At 52.0% G+C, this 25,525-nt stretch carries 20 protein-coding genes; 14 read left to right on the top strand and 6 right to left on the bottom strand.

Annotated features, from left to right (window positions below; genetic code table 11):
• The first annotated feature begins 7 nt into the window (after nt 1-7).
• The 9 genes from mutL to ABD028_RS21325 all read left to right on the top strand — a co-directional run bounded on the left by mutL (nt 8) and on the right by ABD028_RS21325 (nt 9,199).
• Nucleotides 8-1,699 carry a DNA mismatch repair endonuclease MutL gene (gene mutL / locus ABD028_RS21365; RefSeq protein ID WP_343847404.1) on the top strand — a complete coding sequence of 564 codons (1,692 nt, stop codon included), beginning with the start codon at nt 8-10 and terminating at the stop codon, nt 1,697-1,699.
• Complete coding sequence (gene miaA, locus ABD028_RS21360) at nt 1,689-2,624, top strand: tRNA (adenosine(37)-N6)-dimethylallyltransferase MiaA (protein ID WP_343847403.1); 936 nt, start codon at nt 1,689-1,691, stop codon at nt 2,622-2,624. Before mutL ends, miaA begins: the two co-directional genes overlap by 11 nt.
• A gap of 111 nt (nt 2,625-2,735) precedes the next feature.
• On the top strand, nt 2,736-2,987 hold the full coding sequence (gene hfq, locus ABD028_RS21355) for an RNA chaperone Hfq (protein WP_102794540.1): 252 nt from the start codon (nt 2,736-2,738) through the stop codon (nt 2,985-2,987).
• A gap of 22 nt (nt 2,988-3,009) precedes the next feature.
• Nucleotides 3,010-4,302, top strand: a complete 1,293-nt coding sequence (gene hflX, locus ABD028_RS21350; protein WP_102794541.1) for a ribosome rescue GTPase HflX — start codon at nt 3,010-3,012, stop codon at nt 4,300-4,302.
• Nucleotides 4,303-4,340: 38 nt separating this feature from the next.
• On the top strand, nt 4,341-5,495 hold the full coding sequence (gene hflK / locus ABD028_RS21345; protein WP_343847402.1) for an FtsH protease activity modulator HflK: 1,155 nt from the start codon (nt 4,341-4,343) through the stop codon (nt 5,493-5,495).
• Nucleotides 5,496-5,498: 3 nt separating this feature from the next.
• Nucleotides 5,499-6,386 (top strand): protease modulator HflC, encoded by an 888-nt coding sequence (gene hflC / locus ABD028_RS21340; RefSeq protein ID WP_102794543.1) that lies wholly within the window; start codon nt 5,499-5,501, stop codon nt 6,384-6,386.
• Between the two features lie 39 nt (nt 6,387-6,425).
• Nucleotides 6,426-7,592, top strand: coding sequence for an aminotransferase class V-fold PLP-dependent enzyme (locus ABD028_RS21335; RefSeq protein WP_425542144.1), 1,167 nt, complete (start codon nt 6,426-6,428; stop codon nt 7,590-7,592).
• Nucleotides 7,589-7,777 carry a DUF2065 domain-containing protein gene (locus ABD028_RS21330; RefSeq protein WP_102794544.1) on the top strand — a complete coding sequence of 63 codons (189 nt, stop codon included), beginning with the start codon at nt 7,589-7,591 and terminating at the stop codon, nt 7,775-7,777. Before ABD028_RS21335 ends, ABD028_RS21330 begins: the two co-directional genes overlap by 4 nt.
• A gap of 123 nt (nt 7,778-7,900) precedes the next feature.
• The gene (locus ABD028_RS21325) at nt 7,901-9,199 is read left to right on the top strand and encodes an adenylosuccinate synthase (protein ID WP_343847401.1); all 1,299 of its coding nucleotides are present in this window, start codon (nt 7,901-7,903) and stop codon (nt 9,197-9,199) included.
• An 82-nt stretch (nt 9,200-9,281) separates the two neighbouring features.
• On the opposite strand, the gene fadA is transcribed toward ABD028_RS21325, so the two are convergent.
• A complete protein-coding gene (fadA, locus tag ABD028_RS21320; RefSeq protein ID WP_343847400.1) occupies nt 9,282-10,445 on the bottom strand; it encodes an acetyl-CoA C-acyltransferase FadA in 1,164 nt (387 codons plus the stop codon).
• Between the two features lie 15 nt (nt 10,446-10,460).
• Nucleotides 10,461-12,602, bottom strand: coding sequence for a fatty acid oxidation complex subunit alpha FadB (fadB, locus tag ABD028_RS21315; RefSeq protein ID WP_343847399.1), 2,142 nt, complete (start codon nt 12,600-12,602; stop codon nt 10,461-10,463).
• Between the two features lie 296 nt (nt 12,603-12,898).
• On the opposite strand from fadB, the gene ABD028_RS21310 reads away from it, so the two are divergent.
• From ABD028_RS21310 to ABD028_RS21300, 3 genes are all read left to right on the top strand, one after another.
• The gene (locus ABD028_RS21310) at nt 12,899-14,830 is read left to right on the top strand and encodes a transglycosylase SLT domain-containing protein (RefSeq protein WP_343847398.1); all 1,932 of its coding nucleotides are present in this window, start codon (nt 12,899-12,901) and stop codon (nt 14,828-14,830) included.
• Between the two features lie 94 nt (nt 14,831-14,924).
• A complete protein-coding gene (gene pepQ, locus ABD028_RS21305) occupies nt 14,925-16,244 on the top strand; it encodes a Xaa-Pro dipeptidase (protein WP_343847649.1) in 1,320 nt (439 codons plus the stop codon).
• A gap of 26 nt (nt 16,245-16,270) precedes the next feature.
• Entirely contained in the window at nt 16,271-17,440 is a 1,170-nt protein-coding gene (locus ABD028_RS21300; protein ID WP_343847397.1) for a dipeptidase, read from the top strand.
• 53 nt (nt 17,441-17,493) lie between these two features.
• Here ABD028_RS21300 and ABD028_RS21295 read toward each other — a convergent pair whose 3' ends face one another.
• On the bottom strand, nt 17,494-18,414 hold the full coding sequence (locus tag ABD028_RS21295) for a trypsin-like serine protease (RefSeq protein ID WP_343847396.1): 921 nt from the start codon (nt 18,412-18,414) through the stop codon (nt 17,494-17,496).
• Nucleotides 18,415-18,692: 278 nt separating this feature from the next.
• Between ABD028_RS21295 and bamJ the strand changes: the two genes are divergently transcribed.
• On the top strand, nt 18,693-19,310 hold the full coding sequence (bamJ, locus tag ABD028_RS21290; protein ID WP_343847395.1) for a BamJ family beta-barrel-assembly machinery protein: 618 nt from the start codon (nt 18,693-18,695) through the stop codon (nt 19,308-19,310).
• A gap of 63 nt (nt 19,311-19,373) precedes the next feature.
• Here the strand turns inward: bamJ and hutH are convergent, their stop codons facing one another.
• The 3 genes from hutH to hutC are packed head-to-tail and all read right to left on the bottom strand — an operon-like array spanning nt 19,374 to nt 23,298.
• A complete protein-coding gene (hutH, locus tag ABD028_RS21285; RefSeq protein WP_343847394.1) occupies nt 19,374-20,903 on the bottom strand; it encodes a histidine ammonia-lyase in 1,530 nt (509 codons plus the stop codon).
• The gene (gene hutU / locus ABD028_RS21280; RefSeq protein ID WP_343847393.1) at nt 20,903-22,567 is read right to left on the bottom strand and encodes a urocanate hydratase; all 1,665 of its coding nucleotides are present in this window, start codon (nt 22,565-22,567) and stop codon (nt 20,903-20,905) included. The genes hutH and hutU overlap by 1 nt, the downstream gene beginning before the upstream one ends.
• Complete coding sequence (gene hutC / locus ABD028_RS21275; protein WP_343847392.1) at nt 22,564-23,298, bottom strand: histidine utilization transcriptional repressor HutC; 735 nt, start codon at nt 23,296-23,298, stop codon at nt 22,564-22,566. The genes hutU and hutC overlap by 4 nt, the downstream gene beginning before the upstream one ends.
• Nucleotides 23,299-23,410: 112 nt before the next feature.
• On the opposite strand from hutC, the gene hutI reads away from it, so the two are divergent.
• Nucleotides 23,411-24,649, top strand: a complete 1,239-nt coding sequence (gene hutI, locus ABD028_RS21270) for an imidazolonepropionase (protein ID WP_343847391.1) — start codon at nt 23,411-23,413, stop codon at nt 24,647-24,649.
• Nucleotides 24,650-25,525: the final 876 nt, after the last annotated feature.

Here is a 25,525-nt window from a genome sequence, read left to right as displayed (position 1 = left end):
CAATATCTTGTCGATACAAATCTTACCCGCCCGTCTTGCCAACCAGATTGCTGCAGGTGAGGTGGTAGAGCGCCCCGCTTCGGTTATTAAAGAACTGGTTGAAAACAGCCTGGATGCTGGCGCCGATAAAATTGAACTGGAAATTGACCGCGGTGGCCACAAGCGCATTCTGATCAGAGATAACGGCAACGGTATCGTTCAGGACGAACTGGAGCTGGCTTTAAGCCGTCATGCCACCAGTAAAATAAGTTGTCTGGACGATCTTGAACAAATTCTTAGCCTCGGTTTTCGCGGCGAAGCGTTGGCCAGTATCAGCTCGGTCGCGCGCCTTACCTTGACGTCCAAGCCCGCCAGTCAAGCGCAAGCCTGGCAGGCCAGGGCCGAAGGACGGGACATGGCAGTGCAGCTTCAACCTGTCGCACACCCAAACGGCACCAGCGTTGAAGTGCTGGATCTGTTTTTTAATACGCCAGCCAGACGTAAATTCCTGCGTAGTGAAAAAACCGAATTCCAGCATATTGATGAAACAGTCAAACGTATTGCTTTGTCGCGCTTTGATGTGGCATTCAGCCTGAAACATAACGGCAAGCTCTTACGTCACTATCCTAAAGCGGAATCGCAGGTAGCCAGGCAAAAAAGACTGTCACTGGTATGTGGACAGGCCTTTGGCCAGCAAGCCCTGAGCATTCAGAGTGAATATCAGGGTTTGATATTGAACGGCTGGCTACTGAATCAGGGCAGCACCAGCCAGGATCAACAATACTTTTACGTTAATGGCCGGATGATGCGCGATAAGCTGATTAACCACGCCATTCGCCAGGCGTTTGAAGGTATCCTCGCTCCTGATTGCCACCCTGCCTATGTTTTGTATTTGCAACTGGACGCCAAAGAGGTGGATGTAAATGTGCATCCAGCCAAGCATGAAGTGCGTTTTCACCAGGCCAGACTGGTGCATGACTTTATCTTTCGGGCACTACAGGATGCTATAGAGCGCCCCCAGTTTGAAGAAGAATTAGCCCAGCCACAAGTACGGCAGATGCCGGACGCAGAGCCCAGACATGACTATATTCGCCCCTTACAAGCCAAAGTCGGCGAAAGTACCGGCATGTATCGGGGTACTGGCTTACCAGCCCGGGCAGCAGATAACTATCAGCAGCTTATGCGCCCCAGCCCCACAGCTGCCACAGCTCCTCAGCTAAATAACCCACCATGGTTATTAGTGCAGGGCCGTTTTCTACTGCTAGAGCAGCAACAAAAGGCTTATTTGCTTGAGGTCAGAAAACTGGCCAAGACTCAACTGAAAGAAAGTCTGAAGGCACCTGTCAGCCAGCCACTTTTAATGCCTGTGGCAGTCAATCTGTCGGACTCAGCAGCAAACCTGACCAACAAGCAGAATGAACTTGAGGCGCTGGGTTTTGTTGTCAAAATTGACAAACATAAACTGATGCTCAAGCAAGTGCCTGCAGGCTTTCGCCAATACCACTGGCCTGATTTACTGCCCTTGTTGATAGACTGTCCAGCAGGAGAAGCACTGAATTGCCTGCTCGGTGCTCTGACAGATACCAAACAGTCCTATACCCACGAGCAAGTGCAGCAATTGTGGCAATGGTGTCAGCAACGCAATCTGCTTAACGAGATACTGACAGCGCAAGCCACAGAACTGCCCCTGGCAGATTGGATTCAAAACAATGCAGACTAATTTGCCACCCGCCATATTCCTGATGGGTCCAACGGCCTCAGGTAAAACCGATCTGGCAATCAGCCTAGTGCAAAATCTACCCTGTGAAATTATCAGTGTTGATTCAGCCATGATTTATAAAGGCATGGATATCGGCACCGCTAAACCCAGCAGCGAAGAACTCGCGGCCGCACCGCATCGTTTAATCGATATATTGGATCCGGCCGATGCCTATTCTGCGGCAGATTTTCGCCATGATGCGCTCAGGGAAATGGCCGATATCCGGGCCAGAGGCAATATCCCCCTGCTGGTGGGCGGAACTATGATGTATTTCAAAGTGCTGCTGGAAGGAATTTCACCATTACCTTCCTCCGATGCCCAAGTCAGGGCCAAAATTGAAGCTCGTGCCGCCGCAGAGGGCTGGCAGGCTTTGCATGCTGAACTTGCAGAAAAAGATCCGGTCTCAGCGGCACGCATCCACCCCAATGACCCCCAAAGGTTAACCCGGGCATTGGAAGTGATCTATTTAACCGGCAAAAGCCTGACGGTCTTGACTGAGGAAAAATCACCCCCATTACCTTATCAGGTATTCCAATTTGCTATAGCGCCACAGGACCGAGCCGTGCTACATAACAGGATAGCACTGCGTTTTGATCAGATGCTGGCGCAAGGCTTTGAAGAGGAAGTAAAAAAATTTTACGCTCGGGCGGATCTGCATCTAAACTTGCCTTCTGTAAGATGTGTTGGCTACCGTCAGATGTGGGAATATCTTGATGGCAGGTATGACCATCAGGAGATGCGTTATCGGGCTATAGTAGCCACCCGGCAGTTGGCCAAGCGCCAATTGACCTGGTTGCGCAGTTGGCAACCAATTCACTGGCTGGATACCTTTGCAAAGGACAATCTGCAGCAGGTGATGAAAACGCTAAAAAGCCGCGTCCCTTAACGGGCTGCGGCTATACAGGCGGGACAAAAACTGTATAATCGAAAAGCTGGCGAGGTGTCTCCATAAGTGGTGCGGGGGCGCTGAGATAATAAAAATAAAAGGATAATGAAAATGGCGAAAGGCCAATCACTGCAAGATCCCTTTTTAAATGCGCTGAGAAAGGAACGGGTGCCTGTTTCTATTTACCTTGTAAACGGCATTAAGCTGCAGGGTCAGGTGGAATCCTTTGATCAATTTGTGATTCTTCTGAAAAATACTGTCAGCCAGATGGTATATAAGCATGCTATCTCAACAGTAGTGCCAGCCCGTCCTATTCCAATGATTGCTAATCCTCAGTCAAACCAAGATAATGACGAGGACTAACCATTCCTTTTGGAGATGACGCTTGTTTGACCGTTATGAAGCAGGCGAGCAGGCTGTACTGGTACATATAGACTTCCCCGACGAAAGCAGCAGAGAAGACCTGCACGAGTTGCAGATGCTGGTTTCGTCTGCTGGTGTCGAAGCTGTGGGTTTAGTGACGGGTTCCCGTTCCACCCCCAGTGCCAAATTTTTTGTCGGCAGCGGTAAAGCAGATGAAATCGCCCAGCAGGTACAGCTGACTGGTGCCGATGTGGTTATTTTTAACCATGCTCTCAGTCCCTCACAAGAACGCAACCTGGAAAAGCTGTGTAAGTGCCGGGTATTAGATCGTACTGGTCTGATTCTGGACATTTTTGCCCAGCGGGCCCGTACTCATGAGGGTAAATTGCAGGTTGAGCTGGCTCAGCTCAGACATATATCAACCCGCCTGATTCGCGGCTGGACTCACCTTGAACGGCAAAAAGGCGGTATCGGCCTGCGCGGACCGGGTGAAACACAGTTGGAAACTGACCGCCGGTTGCTGCGCGCCAGAATAGATCATATTTTAAAACGTCTGGCGAAGGTCCAGAAACAGCGTGAACAGGGACGACGAGCCAGAACCCGGGCTGAGATCCCTACCGTATCACTGGTTGGCTACACTAACGCTGGCAAGTCCACCTTGTTCAATACCCTGACCGCCGCAGGCGTATATGCCGCTGACCAGCTGTTTGCTACGCTGGATCCGACACTACGCAAGATTCAGTTACAAGATGTGGGGCCGGCAATTCTCGCCGATACGGTTGGATTTATTCGCCACCTCCCCCATGATCTGGTGGCAGCATTTAAAGCCACCCTGCAGGAGACTCAGGAAGCTGACCTGCTGCTGCATGTGGTTGACTATGCCGATGAACAGCACAAAGACAATATTGACCAGGTCAATCTGGTGCTGGATGAGATCGACGCGGGTGACGTGCCACAGCTTATGATTTGTAACAAGATAGACCTATTACAGGAAGTCACCCCACGCATCGACTACGACGATGAGGGCCGACCTGTGCGAGTATGGTTGTCGGCCCATCAGGGATTAGGTATTGACCTGCTGTTTCAGGCCCTGACTGAATGTCTGGGACGCAGTATGGTGCAATATCAATTGCGAATTCCCCCCAAGGAAGGAAAACTGCGCGGTGCACTTTATCGTATGCAGTGTATCTCGGCAGAGTCGTACGCAGAGGATGGCGACTGGTTGGTGGATGTAAGAATGCCGGCCAAAGACTGGCACAGGCTGGAAAAACATATGACCAGCAATCTGGCGTCTTTCGTCATCCATAAACACTGAGCAACTCAATTTTTTTATCTATCAATACGGAGAAACACATGGCTTGGAATGAGCCTGGAGGCAACAACAATGACCCCTGGAAAAATCGCGGTAGCCGCGATCAGGGTCCTCCTGATTTAGACGAAGTCTTTAAGAAGTTCTTCGATAAGTTGGGCGGTTTTGGTGGCGGCAATAAGTCATCAGGTAAAGGCTTTGGCGGCCTGGGTTTGGGCTTAATCGTTGGTATTCTGGTCGCCGTTTGGTTTATCAGCGGTTTTTACACCCTGAAAGAAGCAGAACGTGGTGTGGTACTGCGCTTCGGCAAGTTCCATAGCTTCCAGGAGCCCGGTCTGCGCTGGAAACCAACTTTTGTTGATAAAGTATATCCGGTTAATGTGCAGTCGGTACGTTCCATGCCCTCATCTGGCTTTATGCTGACAGAAGATGAGAACGTGGTGCGCGTTGATATGGAGATCCAGTATCGGGTTATGGATCCGTTCAAATATACCTTCGCCGTGGTAGATCCTGACGAGAGCCTGCGCCATGCGTTGGATGCAGCCATTCGCTACGTTGTTGGTCACTCCAAAATGGATGATGTGCTGACCCGTGGTCGTGAAGTGGCCCGTCAGGAAGTGCGCGAGGAACTTAACGGTATCATCGCACCTTACGGCATGGGCATTGAAATTCTGGATGTGAACTTTAAAGATGCCCGTCCGCCTGAGGAAGTCAAAGCCGCATTCGACGATGCCATTGCCGCCCAGGAAGATGAGCAGCGCTACATCCGTGAAGCAGAAGCATACGCCCGTGAGATCGAACCGCGTGCCCGTGGTCAGGTTAACCGTATGGAACAGGAAGCGACCGCTTATAAACAGCGAGTAACCCTGGAAGCCCGCGGTGAAGTGGCACGTTTTGAGGAACTGCTTCCTCAGTACGTTGCTGCACCTGAAGTGACCCGTCAGCGCCTGTATCTGGAAACTCTGGAAGAAGTCTATGGCAACACCAGTAAGATCATGGTGGATACCAAGGGCAGTGGCAATATGATGTACCTGCCACTGGATAAAATTCTGGAACGCCAGAATGCAAACAATGCGGCACCAGTGTCATCCAACACCCTGGAAGGCCTGCGCACCAATACTCAGAACCAGTCCGCATCAAATGGCAGTAGCAGTACGACGGGCTCAAGATCTGACAGATACCGCACCGGGAGGGAGTAAGGTATGAAGAACTTTATTATCGCACTACTGATCGTACTGGTGATCCTCGGTTTTGGTTCTGTGTTTGTGGTGGAAGAGGGCTATCGTGGCATCGTTATTCAGTTTGGTAAGGTACGCCGTGATAGCGAAACCGGCCAGACTGTTGTGTATGAGCCAGGTATTTACCTGAAGCTGCCTTTTATCGATACGGTTAAACAACTGACATCCAAAGTACAGACCTTGGATGACGGCGCTAATCGTTTCGTCACGGCTGAAAAGAAAGACCTTATCGTTGACTCCTATGTGAAGTGGCGCATTAAGGATTTTGCTACCTATTATCTGGCCACTGGTGGTTTTAAGGATCAGGCGGAAACCCTGCTGAAACAGAAAGTAAATAACGGCCTGCGTACCGAATTCGGTAGCCGTACCATTTCTGAAATTGTATCGGGTGAGCGTTCTGAGCTGATGAACAAAGCCATGAAACAATCTGCTGAAAGTGCGGTGGAACTGGGTATTGAAATTGTGGATGTGCGGGTAAAACAAATTAACCTGCCACTGGAAATCAGTAACTCCATTTATGACCGTATGCGCGCTGAGCGGGCTGCTGTGGCGAAAGAGCACAGATCACAAGGCCGTGAGCAAGCGGAAATCCATCGCGCCGATATCGATGCCAAGGTGACGGTTATGCTGGCGGATGCAGAGCGTAATGCGCGTAAACTGCGCGGTGAAGGTGATGCCGAAGCCGCTAAGATTTATGCCGACGCTTACACCAAAAATGCTGAGTTTTATGCTTTCTTACGCAGTATGGATGCCTACCGTAAGAGCTTTAACAATAAGCAGGATGTGTTGATTCTAGAGCCGGATAGCGACTTCTTCCGCTACATGAACGACACTAAAGGTAAGAAAAACTGATAAAAGGGCCCGCAGGGGCCCTTTTGCTATGAGAGGGACGTGACCTTGTACCAGCATCTGTATCAACGCTTTCTGGACGCTAATCCAGGTAAACAGCATTTTGCCTGTCACAGTCATCACTACTGGCCGGATGTCACCCGTGACGCTATGTTGCAGTATTGGGATGACACCGCCGCCATGGTGGACGACAAATGGCAATATCTGTTTTCGCAAAAGCTCCCGCAGGTACAACAGTATATCGCCGACACGCTGAATACCGGCATGCCATCTCAGTTAGCCTTTGCTCCGAACACCCATGAATTATTGTATCGGATACTCAGTTGCCTGGATTGGCAGAAACCGCTGAAAATTCTTACCACTGACAGTGAATTCCACAGCTTCAACCGGCAGATTCAGCGCCTGGCCGAACTGGACAATCTGCAACTAACCTGCATTGAAACCTTGCCTTTCAACAATTTTGAGCAGCGTTTTTTTGATGCCATCGAAAGCGACAGCTGGGATTTAATTTTTATCAGTCAGGTGTTCTTTAATTCAGCTTTGGCAGTCAGAAATCTGGATGCCTTAGTGGCAAGAGCTGCAGCACATAGCTTGTTTGTGATAGACGGCTATCACGGCTTTATGGCGCTCCCCACTGACTTATCTGCCATTGCCAACAGGGTATTTTATCTGGCCGGCAGTTATAAGTACGCCCAGGGTGGAGAAGGCTGCTGTTTTGTACACGTGCCGCCCCAATGCCAGCTCAGGCCCACCTATACTGGTTGGTTTGCTGAGTTTGGCGAACTTGACCAGGCCAAGACCGGTCAGGTGAACTATGCCACCAATGGGATGCGCTTTGCCGGTGCCACTATGGACTTCGCCCCTCTTTATCGCCTTGCCGCAGTACAGGCGCTTTATCAACAACAAGGCTTGGATGTCGCCACTATTCATGCCTATGTGCAAGGCCTGCAACAGGCTTTTCTGCAAAAGCTTGATGCCATAGGACATCGCGATTTGCACGGCGGTAATCTGCTGATGGCTGACCCCCATCATCACGGTCATTTCCTGACCTTTAAGCTGGCCAGTCAGCAAAGGGTGCAGGCGCTGCACCAACATTTGCATAAACATGGCGTGATAACGGACGCCAGGGGAGACAGGTTAAGATTCGGCTTCGCCCTTTACCATAATGCCGCCGAATATGACTTACGCTGCCTGCAGGACATGCCATGAGTGAGATGATCTGGGTTGCCCTGGCGTTGGTGCTGATACTGGAAGGTATCGGCCCTATGCTGTTTCCCAATAAGTGGCAAAGCTTTATGCGCCAGTTAGCCAGTCAGTCAGCACAACAGTTGCGTACCATGGGAGGCACCATGGTGACCATAGGATTGGTGGCGTTATATTTCCTGTTGAAATAACCGGAAATTCCCTTTGTAGCAAGGAATTAGCTGTCACCGACCGGGAATTACCGGAAAACAGGTGATCTGGCTGGTCGAAATTTGATAGAATCCCCGCCTAATTTTCTGACCACTTTTTAATCCATGGCAAAAAACGTTGTAGTACTCGGCACCCAGTGGGGTGATGAGGGTAAAGGTAAGGTCGTTGATCTTTTAACAGACAAGGCCAAATTCGTCGTCCGTTATCAAGGTGGCCACAATGCTGGCCACACCTTAGTTATCAATGGCGAAAAAACCGTACTACACCTTATCCCGTCTGGTGTTCTGCGTGACAATGTCACCTGTGTTATCGGCAACGGCGTGGTTCTCAGCCCCGAAGCATTGATGAAAGAAATCAAAATGCTGGAAGAGCGTGGTGTGCCTGTTAAAGAACGCCTGGTTATCAGCGAAGCTTGTCCGCTGATCCTGCCTTACCATATCGCCCTGGACCTGGCCCGTGAGAAAGCCAGGGGTAACAACCCCATTGGCACCACCGGCCGTGGTATTGGTCCGGCTTATGAAGACAAAATTGCCCGTCGCTGTCTGCGCGTAGGTGATTTGTTCTGTGCCGAGACTTTTGCCGCCCGCCTGAAAGAGATTGTGGAATTCCATAACTTCGCCCTGACGCAATACTACAAAGTAGAGCCGGTCAGCTACGAAGACGTCCTGCAGCAAACCATGGCGATTGCCGACATTATTAAGGCCATGGTTGTGGATGTGCCGGACATGCTGGACAAAGCCCGCAAAAATGGCGATGCCATTATGTTTGAAGGCGCACAAGGTACTCTGCTGGATATTGACCATGGTACCTATCCTTATGTAACTTCGTCTAATACCACCGCTGGCGGTGTAGCCACAGGCGCTGGTTTCGGCCCGCTAAATCTGGATTACGTGCTGGGTATTGTTAAAGCCTATACCACTCGTGTTGGTTCAGGCCCTTTCCCTACCGAGCTGGATTGTGAAGTGGGTGCCCACTTGGGTACTAAAGGTCACGAGTTTGGTGCCACCACAGGTCGTAAACGCCGCACCGGTTGGTTTGACGCGGTCGCCATGAAACGTGCAGTGCAGATCAACAGCATCAGTGGTTTTTGTCTGACCAAGCTGGATGTACTGGACGGTCTGCAGACGCTGAAAATCTGTGTCGGCTATAAATTCCCCGACGGCTCAGTTCGTGATGTGCCCCCCATGGCTGCCGACGGCTATGAGAAAGTCACGCCGGTTTACGAAGAGATGCCTGGCTGGCAGGACAACACCTTCGGTGCGACGTCCCTGGATGCGCTGCCGCAGGCTGCCCGTGACTACATTAAACGCATAGAGGAACTCACCGGCGTACCCGTGGATATCGTTTCCACCGGTCCGGATCGGGTTGAAACCATAGTATTGCGTCATCCATATAGCGCCTAAGGTGCTGGCAAATAGAAAACGCCGCTGAATGCGGCGTTTTTTATGTTCATGGATAGAGCTATGTTGCTGTTAACACGCAGTGTTAGACGCGTTCAAACACCGTAGCAATACCCTGTCCCAGACCGATACACATAGTTGCCAGGCCCACAGACTTGTTATTGGCTTCCATCAGATTAATCAGGGTGGAGGAGATCCGCGCCCCCGAGCAACCAAGCGGATGGCCCAGCGCGATAGCACCGCCATTGAGGTTGACTTTCTCGTCATAGCTTTCCAGCCAGCCCAGCTGTTTAATACAAGACAAAGCCTGTGCGGCAAAGGCCTCATTAAACTCAGCGATTTCGATATCGTCCATGCTCATACCAGCGGCCTTCAGTGCCTTTTTAGTGGCAGGTACCGGTCCATAGCCCATAATGGCTGCATCACAGCCAGCCACACCCATAGAGCGGATTCTTGCCCTTGGGGTCAATCCCAATGCTTTGGCCTTATCGGCTGACATAACCAGCATGGCAGAAGCGCCGTCAGATATGGCGGATGCCGTACCGGCGGTAACTGTGCCATTAACCGGATCAAACACAGGACGCAAGCCCGCCAGAGTATCCACAGTGGTATCCGGACGAATCACCTCATCAGACTCAATCAGTGTCAGGGCACCATCCGCATCATGCCCCTCGATAGCGGCGATTTCGGTTGCCCAGCGGCCCTCGACAGTGGCCAGATGGGCACGCTGATGCGATCTTGCGCCAAAGGCGTCCTGCATTTCACGGCTGATACCATTCTGACGCCCAAGTAATTCTGCGGTCATGCCCATATTACCGGACGCTTTAGCAGTGTGCTTGGCCAGCCCTGGGTGAAAATCAATGTTAAAGTCCATGGGCACATGACCCATATGCTCTACACCACCAATAATATAGACATCCCCTTTGCCCGCCATAATGCCACATGCAGCATCATGTAAGGCTTGCATGGAAGAGCCACACAAACGGTTTACCGTAACGGCGGCTACCGAGCGGGGAATATTGGTTAACAACTGCGCATTACGGGCAATGTTAAAGCCCTGCTCTTTAGTCTGCTGCACGCAGCCCCATATAATGTCGTCGATCTCAGCCGGATCCAATGCTCCATTGCGCTCAAGCAGTTGAGTCATCAGATGGGCGGACAGGGTTTCGGCCCGTACGTTACGGAATACACCGCCTTTTGAGCGGCCCATTGGCGTACGAATGCAATCCACTATTACCACGTCTTTCATGATGTTCTCCCAACCTTAAGCGAAATAGGACTTGCCGGATGCGGCCATTTCGCGCAATCCGTCGGTGATCTGATAAATGGGTCCCAAACTCGCATACTTGTCGGCCAACGCCACAAAGTTCTGCAGACCCAGGGTTTCCATATAGCGGAAGATACCGCCACGGAAAGGCGGGAAGCCAAGCCCGTACAACAGGGCCATATCCGCCTCGGCTGCACTACCAACGATCCCCTCTTCTAAACAGCGTACCGCCTCATTGGCCATCGGGATCATCAAGCGGGCAATCACCTCTTCTGCATCAAACTCTTGGTGTTCAATGTTGATTAGCTTATAGGCTTCGGCGGAAGGGGCTTTAGTCGGCTTACCACGCTTATCCACGCCAAAGTCATAGAAACCTTTAGCGTTTTTCTGGCCCAGGCGGCCCGCCTGGTAAAGACTCTGAATCGGGTCTTGTTGAATACGCTGCATACGCTCAGGAATGCCGTCAGCCATAACACCAGCCGCATGGTCGGCGGTATCCAGCCCAACCACGTCCAGCAAGTAAGCCGGGCCCATCGGCCAGCCAAACAGTTTCTCCATCACCTTGTCTACGGCAACAAAGTCAGCGCCGTCCAACAATAACTGACTGAATCCGGCAAAGTATGGAAACAGCACCCGGTTTACCAGGAAGCCAGGGCAGTCATTAACCACTATCGGGGTTTTACCCATCTTCAAGGAAAAAGCCACCACGGCTGCAATGGTGTCATCACTGGTCTTTTCGCCACGGATAATTTCCACCAGCGGCATTTTATGTACCGGATTAAAGAAGTGCATGCCACAGAAGCGTTCGGGTTTTTCCAGGGCATCAGCCAAGCTGTTGATCGAGATGGTGGAAGTGTTAGAGCAGATAATGCTATCAGCCGCCACGCTTTGCTCGGTTTCTTTGAGCACCGCTGCTTTGACTTTAGGGTTTTCCACCACGGCCTCAATCACCACGTCGGCATCTTTGATCGCGCTGTACTCAAGACTGGGTACGATATTGTTTAACGTCGCGGCCATGGTTTTAGCATCGACCTTACCGCGCTCCATACCTTTACCCAGAATCTTGGCCGCTTCATTCAGACCAAGTTGCAGCGCGTCCTGACGAATGTCTTTCATCACTGTCGGTGTGCCTTTGACCGCAGACTGATAGGCAATACCGCCGCCCATAATACCGGCACCCAGCACCGCGGCTTGCTGGATCTCTTTATTGGCCGCTTTAGCCTGTTTCTTGCCTTTGCTCTTAACCAGTTGATCGGCCATAAAAATGCCAATCTGCGCGGTAGCAGCGTCTGTTTTAGACAGCGCAACAAAGCCTTCATTTTCCAGCTTCAGCGCGCCTTCACGGTCCAGCCCGGCAGCCTTGGCTACGGTGTCAACCATCATATGCGGCGCCGGATAGTGACGCCCGGCTACGGCACTGACCATGGCCTTGGCAGTGGCAAAACTCATCATGGATTCATTGGCATTCAGACTCAGTGGTGAGGTTTTCTGGGTACGGCGCTTTTGCCAATCCAGCTTACCGGCAATGGCCTGCTTTAACATAGCAAGCGCCGCATCACGCAGTTTGTCCGGAGCCACCACCGCATCCACCGCGCCATCGCTTAACGCCTGCTCAGGTTTTTTGTCACGGCCGCTGGTCATCCATTCAAGGGCATTGTCGGCACCAATGATACGCGGCAGGCGCACCGTACCACCAAAGCCTGGCATTAAACCCAGTTTTACTTCGGGTAGGCCAATCCTGGCGCTGCTGTCGGCCAGACGAAAATCACAAGCCAGGGTCATTTCACAACCGCCGCCCAATGCGAAACCGTTAATGGCAGCCAATGTGGGGAAAGGCAAGTCTTCAAAGCGGTCGAACACTTTGGACGTTTTGGCCACCCAGCTCAGCACTTCCTGCTCGGGTAAGGCAAACAAACCATTAAATTCGGTAATATCGGCGCCTACGATAAAGGCGCCTTTGTTAGAACGCACTAACGCACCTTTCACCTCGCCGTTGGCTTCCAGTGCTGCGCAAAGTTCGTTGAGTTCGGATACCGTCTGCTGGTCAAACTTATTGACTGAGCCGGCGGCATCAAACACCACTTCGGCAATGCCATCTTCCAGCAAGGACGCAGACAGGCTGTTACCTTGATAAATCATGTTGCTCTCCTTTGGCCATCTATACTGATGGTGCAACGTCCGGTTTAAACCGGCACGCAAGTGTAGGGTGGCTCAATTCTTGTTGAAGGCGTATTAAATTTCAACCGAAATTCAAACAATCGTTTAAATAATTTTTCATCCTGATAAAAACCTGAATAAAGTCAATTAGCTAAGCCTACCTTCAGCAAGGCTGCACAAAAAACAGACAAAATATACACCTAAGATGCTGGTCACATACTTGATTATCCAGCGACTATCATTAATCTAAAGGGTCCCTGCGCTTCAGGAGGCTGGTGGTGTTAAGCGTCTCTACATTGCGAAATTGTCTGGTTGTCATGGCCTTGTATCCCCTGAGTTTGTTGGCGGATAGCAAGCTTGAGCAACAACGTGCTCAGTTCCTCGATACAGAGAAATGGAGCTATTACCCGGACAGCCAGGCCTACCAGGATGCGCTGGTGAATCTGGCAGATTACCCGCTGCTGCCCTATTTGCAGCAAACCGCGTTACTGGCCAGTGTGAAGCTAAACAATGAGCAAGCCATTGCCGGGTTTCTACAAGATTATGCTGATACCCCCCTTGACCGTGAATTGCGGGAAAAATGGCTGACTTATCTGGCCAAACGCAATGACCAAGCACGCTTCTTAAAGTACTACCGGGATACCGGCGATGACACATTGCGCTGTACCAATGCAGCCTACCATCTGAATCAAACACAAAACCGTCAGCAAGCCTTTGCACTGGTACCTGAGCTATGGCTGGTGGGTAAATCTCAGGACAAAGCCTGTGACAAGGTGTTTAAGCAATGGACAGACGCAGGTCAGCGCACTGAACAGATGATCTGGCAACGCCTGGTACTGGCTGCTGACGGTGGCGACCACACCCTGGTGCCCTATCTGAAGTCACTACTTCCTGCCCCTCAGCAATACCTGGGTGACCTGTGGCTGGATGCCAGACGAAATCCATCTTCGGTAGCCCGCCTGAGTCGCTTTCCGGTTAAGTACCCTGACAAAGAAAAGCAAATTGTTCTGTATGCCCTTAAACGACTGGTGTGGCGTGATAAACCCCTGGCCATCAAAACCTGGCAGCAAGCCAGTGACAAATACCGCTTCGACCCCAGCGAGGAACAGGAAGTGGCAGCCGGGTTTGCCATTGCCATGGCGGTGGAAGACCATCCTCAGGCAGAATTCTGGCTGGAGCGCGCCAACCGGGGCGACGGTAACGAAGAGATTTTTCGCTGGCACCTGACCCATGTGCTGCGTCATCAGGACTGGCAACATGTGGCCGACGTGGTAAACATGGCCCCTGCGGCACTGGAAGAGGATTATTCCAGCCGCTACTGGCTGGCACGCAGTTATGAACACCTGAATGACCCCGTCAACGCCAAACGCCAGTACGACGCCCTGTCTAACGTTCGCCATTATTACGGCTTTCTGGCCGCGGGTAAGTTAGCCAAAGCGCCCAACCTGGCGGATACGCCATTACAGATTTCCGATCTGGAGCTGTCGACCGTTGAAAATTTGCCAGCTGCCAAACGCGCCAGGGAGTTACTGGCACTAAAACGCTACACCGCAGCCCGCCGCGAATGGATCCAATTACAAAGCCAGTTAACCTATCAACAGGGTCTGGCCGCAGCCGTATTGGCCGATCGCTGGGGCTGGCATGATCAGGCCATTTTTGCTTTTTCGCGTCTGGGCTATCTGGATGACGTAAAGCGCCGCTTTCCGCTGGCCTACGACCAAACCTTGATGCACAACGCCAGTAAACACCATGTGGATCCGGCCTGGGCATTCGCCATCGCCCGGCGTGAAAGTTCCTTTATGGTGGACGCCAATTCTGGGGTCGGTGCCAAAGGGCTAATGCAGGTGATGCCGGGTACCGCCAGACATCTGGCCAAGAAAAAAGTGTCCAACCAGGTGTTGTTCGATCCGGAAAAAAACGTCGAATATGGCACACAGTACCTGCGTTACCTGATGGACAAGATGCAGGACAATCCGGTGCTGGCCACCGCCGCATACAACGCCGGAATGAGCAGGGTTAAACGCTGGTTGCCAAAAGAAGACGTGCCCATGGACGTATGGGTGGAAACCATCCCTTACAAGGAAACCCGTAATTACGTGAAAGCCGTGATGGCCTATAAGCAGATCTATAAACAGCGTCTGGGTCAACAGCAGAATCTGTTCGAGGATTTGGCCAATATGAAAATCTCATCATCCATGACAGCTATGTAGACACCAAGCGCCGTCCAATGGTATTGGACGGGTTAGGAGTTCAGCGCCAGTTATGCTAGTGTACCGGCAAAAATTCTCTGTCCCGGAGCACTTTATGCAGCAACTGGCGTCTCTTTATCCGCAACATATTGCCGAGCTTCAGTCCCGTACCCTGGAAGCCATCCAGCGCGAAGGCATTGACGGCCTGATTATTCATTCCGGCCAGGCCAAACGTAAGTTCCTTGATGATATGGATTACCCCTTCAGCGTCAATCCGCAGTTTAAGGCCTGGTTGCCGGTTCTGGACAACCCAAACTGCTGGCTGATTGTTAACGGTGCAGACAAACCCAAACTTATCTTCTATCGCCCCAAGGATTTTTGGCACAAGGTCCCGCCACCGCCCAGTGACTTCTGGGCCGAACAGTTTGACATTGTGTTGCTGGCGCAGGCGAACCTGGTGGAAAAGCATCTGCCTTATGATAAACGCCGTTACGCTTACATCGGCGAGTACATTGAAGTGGCAAAGGCACTCGGTTTTGAGCTGGTGAACCCGGACCGGGTCATGCATTACCTGCATTACCATCGCGCCTACAAAACCGACTATGAGCTGGCTTGTCTGCGTGAAGCCAACCGCATTGCAGTGGCCGGGCACCAGGCCGCCAGGGCCGCCTTTTTTGCCGAACAAAGTGAATTTGATATTAATCAGGCGTATTTGTCAGCCGTGCGCCAGGGCATCAACGATGTGCCTTATGGCAATATTGTGGCCCTGAATGAAAACGCCGCCATATTGCACAATATGACAGTGGAAACGCACAAGCCAGCCGAACACCGCTCGTTTCTAATCGATGCCGGTGCTCAGTTTAACGGCTATGCCGCTGATATTACCCGCACCTATGCCAGGCACAACAACGACTTTGCTGACCTGATACTGGCCATGGACCAGGTTACCCTGGATCTGGTGGACATGCTGAAACCCGGCATCCCTTATCCGGATTTACATATTGCCGCACACAGCAAAGTTGCGGCACTGTTAAAAAGCTTTGGTATCGTAAATCTGGACGCCGACGATATTGTCGAACAGGGTATCAGCCGCACTTTCTTTCCCCATGGTATTGGCCACCACTTAGGGCTGCAGGTACATGATATGGGCGGTTTGATGAATGATGACCGCGGCACTCCGGCACCACCGCCCGCAGAACATCCGTTTCTGCGCGCTACCCGTCTCGTTGAAGCCCGTCAGGTCTTTACTGTTGAGCCGGGACTGTATTTTATAGATAGTCTGCTGGCTGACCTTAAAGGCAGTGAGCAATCCAAGTATATCAACTGGGACAAAGTAGACAGCTTCAGGCCCTTCGGCGGTATCCGTATTGAAGATAACGTCATCGTACACCGGGAAAGGAATGAAAACATGACCCGGGATCTGGGCCTGGCCTGAGTCACAATAACAACAGGAATAACAATATGAAGAACAAAATTGCCCTGACCATCGCTGCTTTGCTGGCTTCCGGCAGTGTGCTGGCCATTCAGCCTTCCGAACAGGCGAAGCGGCTGGCCAAAGATACTATCATTGTTGACGGTCATATCGACGTACCCTACCGCCTGAACGATGAATGGGAAGATGTGACGCTGGCCACAGACAAGGGCGATTTTGACTATCCCAGAGCAGTGGAAGGCGGTCTGAATGCACCCTTTATGTCTATTTATATTCCGGCCGGCTATGAAGAGGCCGGTGGCAGTGTATTGTTGGCAAACCGCTTAATCGACAGTGTTGAGGCCATTGTCGGCCGCGCCCCGGACAAATTTGCCATTGCCCATTCGGTGGCCGATGTAGAAGCGGCCTTTAAGAATGGCAAAATCGCGTTGCCCATGGGGATGGAAAACGGCACCCCTTTGGAAGGTAGCTTTGACAACCTTAAGCACTTCTACCAACGCGGTGTGCGTTACATCACCCTGGCCCATTCACAAGCAAACCATATCTCGGATTCTTCTTACGACTTGCGTCGCAAATGGCATGGCCTGAGCGATTTTGGTAAGAAGCTGGTTACCGAAATGAATAACATCGGCATGATGATCGATATTTCTCATGTGTCAGACGATGCTTTTTATCAGGTTATCGAATTGACCAAAGCGCCGGTGATTGCCTCGCACTCTTCATTGCGTAAGTTTACTCCCGGCTTTGAGCGCAACATGAACGACGATATGATCAAGGCGCTGGCTAAAAATGGCGGGGTAGTGATGATTAACTTCGGCTCCAGTTTTGTTTCCAATCAGGCACAGGCCTGGGGCAAAAAACGCAGTGAAGCCATGAAGGAAGCCGACGTTAAAGATCGCGAGGCATTTGACAAAACCTACCGTCAGAATAACCCATATCCTTTTGCCACCCTGAAAATCGTTCTGGACCATATTGACCATGTGCGTGATTTGGTGGGTATTGACTATATAGGCATTGGTTCAGACTATGATGGTGTCGGCGATTCACTGCCCACCGATCTGAAAGACGTGTCCACTTATCCCAACCTGGTTCAGGGCTTACTGGACAGGGGCTACAGTGAAGCGGATATCCGCAAAATTCTGTCAGGTAACCTGCTAAGGGTTTGGCGCCAGGTGGAAGCTTACGCTGCCGCGCACTAACGAAAAACGAAAAGCCGCGCAATGCGCGGCTTCTTCTTACCTAGCTGGGTAGCTTATTTGGACAGCGCCTTGCGACGTCCCCCCATCAGCAACATACCCAACGCTAATGCAAACATACTGATAGTACCTGGCTCCGGTACCGCTCTGGCGTTGATCCAGTCAACAAATGTACTGACCCGTGTTGAGCCATAAACATCTCCATAGCCTGCATAGGCTCCATTTCCATCCCAATCAAAACCGAGAGAATGTACACCTGCCAGGAAAAACTCGCCATTTTCTTCAATGAAAAGCCCACCACCAGAGTCACCACCAGCAATGGAGTATTCATAGTCAATCGCTAAGTCATCGAAAGTATAACCATCGAAGTCTAAAGCGTTGAAGAGCGGGTTTGTTGGATGATCAAAGTCGGAGAACAAAATATGATCACCATTACCTTCGGTAGAAAACTGGTCATCAATAATATTCTGTCCACCACGACGCTCCCCAGATGGCAATGTTGAGCCAGTTTCGCCCGTACCTGTTGCACCATAGCCAACGTGAGTGGCAATTGACAAGAACTCACTGGCACCTTCATACAATTTGGCGAATGGCACAGTCAACGCGTCTTTTACATACATCAGGCCGATATCCCAACCGGCCAGCAAGTCACCGGTCCAGCTTTCATGGGCAAACCAGCGGCTGGCCTGATAAGCCGTATGGCCCATACCGGAGCCGTTATATTGATAGAATGTCATACTAGTGGCTTCGTCTACGCAATGTGCAGCCGTCAGAATCCAGTTGGACGAAATAGCTGTACCACTGCAAATATATCCACCATCGGGTGTATCAAATAAAATGGCTCCCACTGAGTTAAAGGCCGGGTTACTGCCAATGGCTTTATAAATATCGTCACTGACATCGTGACGAATTACCCCTGCCATGGCGGTAGAAGACAGGCACACAAGCCCCATAGCTGCGACTAATTTTTTTATCATTATTGTTCCCTATTATTGTTTTATTACTAATCTGCTGTGCAAGAGCAGGGGAGGCCTTAAGCAAAATTCAGGCCTTGTATTTTTACACTTATATTTCAATTGGATAAGCAAACATTTAACACTGAACTGTTAAAAAATCTGACAACGCTTTGCCCTTATCTGGCTGCGCTGAACTGTCAATTTATGCTATTAGCGGGTATGCTTGCGCCACAGCAATACGGCTAAGTTCATCAGATTGGTCCATATCCAATCATCTCTCCTTAACTACAGGAATAATCATGTCTAAGACTTATACCACCCCAGAGCTGCAGGCCAGCTACGGCATCGGCCTGCAAATGGGCGAACAACTGGCATCCAACCCTTTTGACGGGCTGGACATTGACGCGGTACAAGACGGCCTGGCCACCGCCTTTCACAAACTGCCCAGTGCGGTAAGCAATGAAGACCTGCGCGTGGCCTTTAACGCCATTCACCAGAAGATGCAGGCAGCCAAGGCTGAGCAATCCAAAGCCGTGATTGCCGAAGGCGAAGACTTCCTGGCCGACAATGCCAAGCGTGACGGTGTGACCGTGACCGATTCTGGTCTGCAGTATGAAGTACTGAATGCCGGCAGCGGTGACAAGCCGGTTGCCTCTTCCACCGTACGTACCCATTACCATGGCACGCTGATCGACGGTACCGTATTTGACAGCTCCTACGAACGTGGCCAACCAGCCGAGTTCCCGGTAGGTGGCGTGATTAAAGGTTGGACCGAAGCCCTGCAATTGATGCAGGTCGGTGCCAAGTGGCGTTTGTATGTGCCTTATCAACTGGCCTACGGTGAGCAAGGTGCAGGCGCGGCGATCAAGCCTTACAGCACCCTGATTTTTGATGTGGAACTGCTGGATATTCTCTGAGCCACCACTGAAAAGCAAAAAGGCCTGAGATATCAGGCCTTTTTTTGTTTTCAAGCAGCGACTTTAGGCTTGATGACTTACCAGCAGCGCCTCAACCAAATGGTTGTAAGCCCCCGTGCCGATTTGCGAGGCGATGGCTTCTATATCAGGCGAGAAGTATCTATCGTGGTCATAAAACCCTACCCGCTCACGCACCAAAGCATAGCCTTGCTCTACTTTAGGGCTGGAACGTAGCGGCCGACGAAAATCCATCCCCTGGGCAGCGGCCAGTAATTCCACCGCCAGAATACCCCGGGTATTTTCCGCCATATCGGCCAGACGACGACCGGCAAAGGTGGCCATCGACACATGGTCTTCCTGGTTGGCAGACGTGGGCAAGCTGTCCACCGAGGCAGGATGGGCAAAGGTCTTGTTCTCGGAAGCCAGTGCAGCGGCCGTTACCTGGGCCAGCATAAAGCCTGAGTTCACCCCGCCGTTATTAACCAAAAAGGGCGGCAGCTTAGACAAACCGCTGTCAATCAGCAGCGCCATTCTGCGCTCGGACAAGGCCCCGATTTCGGCTATGGCCAAGGCCAGATTATCCGCCGCCATGGCCACAGGTTCGGCGTGGAAGTTACCGCCAGAGATAATGTCGTCACCAAATACCAGCGGGTTATCGGTCACGCCATTGGCCTCCACCAGCAATACTTCGGCGGCCTGGCGCATCTGAGTTAAGCAGGCACCCATTACTTGCGGCTGACAACGCAGGGAATAAGGATCTTGCACCTTTTCGCAGTCATGGTGTGATTGTCCAATTTCGGACTCATCACCCAGCAGATCACGGTAAGCCGCTGCCATATCTATCTGGCCGCGCTGACCACGGGCTGCATGAATTCGTGCATCAAAAGGGGCACGGCTGCCCAGCGCCGCTTCCACGCACATGGCGCCGCCCACGGTAGCAGCGGCTAACAAGTCTTCAGCATAGAATAACCCTTCCAGGGCAAAAGCCGTTGAAGCCTGGGTACCGTTTAACAGCGCCAGCCCTTCTTTAGGCGCAAAGGTCACAGGTGCAAGTCCGGCAATTTTCAGGCCCTCGGCCCCGGTCAGAATCTCGCCCTTATAGCGCACATGGCCTTCACCCATCAGTGGCATACTCATATGTGCCAAAGGTGCCAGGTCGCCGCTGGCGCCTACAGAACCTTTTTTCGGTACACAAGGGTAAACGTCTGCATTCAGCAGCGCGATCAGGTTCTCAATCACCAACAAACGGATACCGGAGAAACCACGGGCCAGGCTGTTGATTTTTAATAGCATCATCAACCTGACGGTATTGTCGTCCATCAACTGGCCGGTACCCGCCGCATGGGAAAGCACGATACTGCGCTGCAACAATTCCAGCTCTTCAGGCTTGATTCGGGTATTGGCCAGCAAACCAAAACCGGTGTTAATGCCATACACCACCCGGCCTTCATCAAGGATTTTCTTCACTGTAGCGGCCGAGGCGTTAATGGCTGGCTTGGCCTGCTCATCCAGCCTGACATTTACTGCGGCGCGGCTGACGGCACGCAGTTGCGCCAGATTCAACTGGCCGGGAAATAGCGTTAAAGCTGTCATTATTGATTCTCCAGCATCGGTAGATCCAAGCCCTGCTCTCTGGCACAGCGCTTGGCAATCTCATAACCCGCATCGGCGTGACGCATCACGCCGGTTGCCGGGTCATTCCACAATACCCGGCCTACCCGTTGGGCCGCGGCGTCTGTGCCGTCACACAAGATCACCACCCCGGCGTGCTGTGAAAAGCCCATGCCTACACCACCACCGTGATGCAAACTAACCCAGGTCGCGCCACCGGCAGTGGACAACAGGGCATTTAGCAATGGCCAATCAGATACGGCGTCTGAGCCGTCCAGCATGCTCTCAGTTTCGCGGTTGGGGCTGGCGACCGAGCCGGAGTCAAGATGGTCACGGCCAATCACCACCGGGGCTTTCAGCTCACCATTTTTGACCATTTCGTTGAAGGCCAGTGCGACACGGGCACGGTCTTTCAGGCCGATCCAGCAGATACGCGCCGGCAGGCCCTGAAACTGAATGCGCTCGCGGGCCATGTCCAGCCAGTTATGCAGGTGTGGATTATCGGGGATCAGTTCTTTAACCTTCTGGTCGGTTTTATAAATATCGTCTGGATCGCCAGACAAGGCCGCCCAGCGGAATGGGCCAATGCCTTCGCAGAACAGCGGGCGAATATAAGCCGGTACAAAACCTGGGAAATCAAAGGCATTGTCTACGCCTTCTTCAAAAGCCATCTGGCGAATGTTGTTGCCATAATCCAGAGTAGCTGCACCCCGCTCTTGCAAGGTCAGCATAGCGCGAACCTGTACCGCCATGGACTGTTTGGCCGCCTTTACCACTGCTGCTTCGTCCTGCTGGCGCATGTTGGCTGCCTGTTCCAGAGTCCAGCCCTGCGGCAGATAACCGTTTAATGGATCATGGGCAGAGGTCTGGTCGGTGACCACATCCGGGGTGATATTGCGCTCCACCAGCTCGGCAAAGATATCGGCGGCATTGCCCAGCAGGCCAACGGACACAGGGCTCGCTGAAGCCTTGATGATGGCCAACGCCTCATCCAATGATGCCGCTTTTTTATCCAGGTAGCGGGTGCGCAGACGAAAATCGATGCGGGTTTCATCCACATCCACCGCCAGCATAGAGAAACCGGCCATAGTGGCCGCCAGAGGTTGGGCGCCGCCCATGCCACCAAGCCCCCCAGTAAGTACCCACTTTCCATTTACTTCGCCATTGAAGTGCTGCCTGGCGACGGCTCCAAAGGTTTCATAGGTGCCCTGTACAATGCCCTGGCTACCAATATAGATCCAGCTACCGGCGGTCATCTGGCCATACATCATCAGGCCTTGTTTATCCAACTGATTGAAGTGCTCCCAGTTGGCCCAATGTGGCACCAGGTTGGAGTTGGCAATCAGTACCCGCGGCGCATCCGCATGGGTTTTAAACACGCCAACGGGCTTGCCGGATTGAATCAACAGCGATTCATCCAGTTCCAGGCGCTGTAACACCTCAACAATCTTATCAAAGCAGGCCCAGTCTCTGGCCGCACGGCCAATGCCGCCATACACCACCAGATCTTCCGGGCGCTCGGCCACATCCGGGTCCAGATTGTTCATCAGCATTCGCAGTGCAGCTTCTGCCTGCCAGTGTTTGCAGCTCAGCTGGCTGCCATGGGGCGCGCGGATTACGCGGGCCGGATCATGTCGGTTGTTCATGCTTGTCTCCTGTTAATTCGTTCACCTGGTACAAAGGTCAAATGACCACCAAGCTGGTATTTTTCACCTGGATGGGTCAACAGTGCATGGCTGACCACGCCATCGCGGCTCCAGGTGGTACGGTGTAATCTCAGGCAAGGCGCGCCCGCTGCCATGGCCAGATGTTGTTGCGCCAGTGCGTCGGCCAGCATGGCCTGCACTTTGTGCTCGGCTTCGGTAAGCGGCGCGGCGCTGCACAGATATTCGTGTGGGGTCAGTTGGCTGAAATCCTGCTTGAGGTAGTCAGGAGCCAACGCCGGATTAACGTAGCGTTGCTCCAGTTGCAATGGCTCATCATCCTGCCAATGGCAAATCAGGCTGTAATACAAGGGGGCACCGGGTTGCAAAGCAAAATGTACTGCCAGCGCCTTGTCGGCCTTCACTTCGACCAGCTCCAGTACCTGGGCACGGTGTTGATGCTGACGTTCGCGAATCTCATCGGCAATATTGCGAATTTGCAGCATCGACGATTGGCTTTTCAGCGGCGCCACACAGGTGGCGGCACCCTGAGTGCGTTGCAATACGCCTTGTTCCGCCAGTTCCTGCAGGGCGCGTCGGGCGGTCATCCGGCTGACGCCAAACTCAGCGGCCAACTGGTTTTCAGACGGCACCGCATCCCCTTCAGCCCACAGACCGGTTTCAATCTGCTGCAGAATATAGGTTTTGATTTGTTGGTATTTGCTGTCTGCCACCCGTCGCCCCTGCAAAGTACTTAACTGTCGATTAACATGGTTATATAAATTGACACAAAGAACTTGTCTATACAAGATAGGCAACACACATACTCCGTTAAGGAAACTTGCCATGCCGGTTACCCACTCTGCTGACTTACTGCTAACCAATGCTAATTTGGCCACCCTTGACCCTGCTCTTGGCTCTTACGGCATTATCGAACAAGGCGCATTACTGGTGCGCGAAGGGAGAATTCAATGGCTGGGCCCACAGCAGGACCTGCCAAGCCTGGGCGAAGTAAAACAGGCGCTGGATTGTCAGGGCCAGTGGCTGTTACCCGGCTTTATCGATTGCCATACGCATCTGGTGTTTGCCGGTAACCGCGCCGATGAATTTGAGCAGCGTCTGCAAGGTGTCAGCTATGCCGATATCGCCAAACAGGGCGGTGGTATTCGCCGTACGGTTAGCGCTACCCGGCAGGCCAGTGAAGCGGAACTGTTAGCACTGGCGTTAAAACGGGCCGAAACGCTGCTAAGCCAGGGCGTGACTTGTGTGGAAGTAAAATCCGGCTATGGTTTGGATCTGGACACAGAGCTGAAAATGCTGCGGGTGGCCAGGCAAATCGATAAACACCTGCCAATCACGGTAAAAACCACCTTCTTAGGTGCCCATGCCCTGCCGCTAGAATTTCAGGACAATGCCCAGGGCTATATCGACAGGGTCTGCCAGCAGATGTTGCCTGCCATTGCCGAACAACAACTGGCCGATGCCGTCGACGTATTCTGTGAAAATATCGGCTTTAGTCTGGCGCATACCCGCCAGGTGTTTGATACCGCCAGGCAACTGGGGTTACCAGTTAAGTTACATGCCGAGCAGCTGTCCAATCTCGGTGGCAGCGAACTGGCAGCCGAATACCAGGCCTTGTCGGTGGACCATATCGAATTCCTGAGCGAAGCCGGCGTCAAGGCCATAGCCCAAAGCGGTACGGTCGCTACCCTATTGCCAGGCGCATTCTATTATCTGAAGGAAACGCAGAAACCGCCCATTGACCTGCTGCGCAAACATCAAGTGCCTATGGCCATTGCCACCGACTTTAACCCCGGCTCTTCGCCTATTCTGAACCTGCCACTGATGCTGAATATGGCCTGTACTCTGTTCGCCCTGACACCACTGGAAGCCTTGCAGGGCATTACCTTAAATGCCGCCAAAGCGCTGGGCGTACAGGAACAGCTCGGCCAGTTAAAAGTGGGTATGCAGGCCGATATGCAATTGCTGGATATCAGCCACCCCAACCAGTTGGCTTATCAGGTAGGCCTTAATCCACTGAGCCGTTTATGGCAGGCCGGTAAAGCAATCAACGGCGGACGCTGATATAACCCTTTGAAAACTCTGTGGTTGTTTATGTTTTTTAGGACAGATTTTTCACCACAGAGGCACAGAGGGCACGGAGAAGAGCAGGAGATATTTTAACCTAAGCCATTGAAATATCTGGATTCTCTACGTCTCGGCGGTTAATAAAGGCTTCTCGCAGTGACACTCATTTCGTATTAGTACTTTCAAATACTCTGTGCTCTCCGTGCCTCTGTGGTTATTTGTGCTTTTGAACAGATTTCACCACAGAGGCACAGAGGGCACGGAGAAGAGCAGGAGATTTTTTAGTCCAGGCCCTTTAGATCTCTGGGGTCTCTGCGTCTCGGCGGTGCACATCGGTTTCTCGCTGTGACGCTGAGTGCGCAGTAACACTTTAAAAACTCTGTGCTCTTCGTGCCTCTGTGGTTATCTATGTTTTTAGGACAGATTTTTCACCACAGAGGCACAGAGGGCACGGAGAAGAGCAGGACGACCCATTGTTAGCGTATAACAGCAATAGGGCGGAACATCGCCGCCTTTCCACAGCACCAAGATGGTGCAACCTGATTAGTCTTGCTAGGCAAGGGCGTCGGGGCATGCTACAAAATAGCGATGTAAAAGTACGGCGAAGCGCCGTGTTTAAACACGGCGCTTCGCCGTCTATTAAACTGTTAAATGCCAAAGGAAAATATGAGCATTGGAATTGAAAATTTAGGAAAATTTGTTTTCGAGTACATCTCTAAATATAGAGAAGGTTACGAAAGCTTTACATCATTGCCCCCCAATGGGGCTGGATATCCTAAATACACAATTTCGCCATTTTTAAAGTCAGTGTAGTGGCATAGTTAATTTGGCCACCTAATTAGAGCTGCTATGATGCAGTCAGAACTTCATTAG

The sequence above is a fragment of the Bowmanella denitrificans genome, from assembly GCF_039522935.1.
Lineage (GTDB): Bacteria > Pseudomonadota > Gammaproteobacteria > Enterobacterales > Alteromonadaceae > Bowmanella > Bowmanella denitrificans.
The sequence above is the reverse complement of the archived record's forward strand: the minus strand, read 5'-3'. Positions and strand labels throughout refer to the sequence as shown.

Excerpts from the sequence above, each read along its gene's own strand:
- miaA (WP_343847403.1), top strand. The coding sequence starts at position 1,689 with ATGCAGACTAATTTGCCACCCGCCATATTCCTGATGGGTCCAACGGCC.
- hfq (WP_102794540.1), top strand. The coding sequence starts at position 2,736 with ATGGCGAAAGGCCAATCACTGCAAGATCCCTTTTTAAATGCGCTGAGA.
- hflK (WP_343847402.1), top strand. The coding sequence starts at position 4,341 with ATGGCTTGGAATGAGCCTGGAGGCAACAACAATGACCCCTGGAAAAAT.
- hflC (WP_102794543.1), top strand. The coding sequence starts at position 5,499 with ATGAAGAACTTTATTATCGCACTACTGATCGTACTGGTGATCCTCGGT.
- ABD028_RS21330 (WP_102794544.1), top strand. The coding sequence starts at position 7,589 with ATGAGTGAGATGATCTGGGTTGCCCTGGCGTTGGTGCTGATACTGGAA.
- ABD028_RS21325 (WP_343847401.1), top strand. The coding sequence starts at position 7,901 with ATGGCAAAAAACGTTGTAGTACTCGGCACCCAGTGGGGTGATGAGGGT.
- fadA (WP_343847400.1), bottom strand. The coding sequence starts at position 10,445 with ATGAAAGACGTGGTAATAGTGGATTGCATTCGTACGCCAATGGGCCGC.
- fadB (WP_343847399.1), bottom strand. The coding sequence starts at position 12,602 with ATGATTTATCAAGGTAACAGCCTGTCTGCGTCCTTGCTGGAAGATGGC.
- pepQ (WP_343847649.1), top strand. The coding sequence starts at position 14,925 with ATGCAGCAACTGGCGTCTCTTTATCCGCAACATATTGCCGAGCTTCAG.
- ABD028_RS21300 (WP_343847397.1), top strand. The coding sequence starts at position 16,271 with ATGAAGAACAAAATTGCCCTGACCATCGCTGCTTTGCTGGCTTCCGGC.
- ABD028_RS21295 (WP_343847396.1), bottom strand. The coding sequence starts at position 18,414 with ATGATAAAAAAATTAGTCGCAGCTATGGGGCTTGTGTGCCTGTCTTCT.
- bamJ (WP_343847395.1), top strand. The coding sequence starts at position 18,693 with ATGTCTAAGACTTATACCACCCCAGAGCTGCAGGCCAGCTACGGCATC.
- hutH (WP_343847394.1), bottom strand. The coding sequence starts at position 20,903 with ATGACAGCTTTAACGCTATTTCCCGGCCAGTTGAATCTGGCGCAACTG.
- hutU (WP_343847393.1), bottom strand. The coding sequence starts at position 22,567 with ATGAACAACCGACATGATCCGGCCCGCGTAATCCGCGCGCCCCATGGC.
- hutI (WP_343847391.1), top strand. The coding sequence starts at position 23,411 with ATGCCGGTTACCCACTCTGCTGACTTACTGCTAACCAATGCTAATTTG.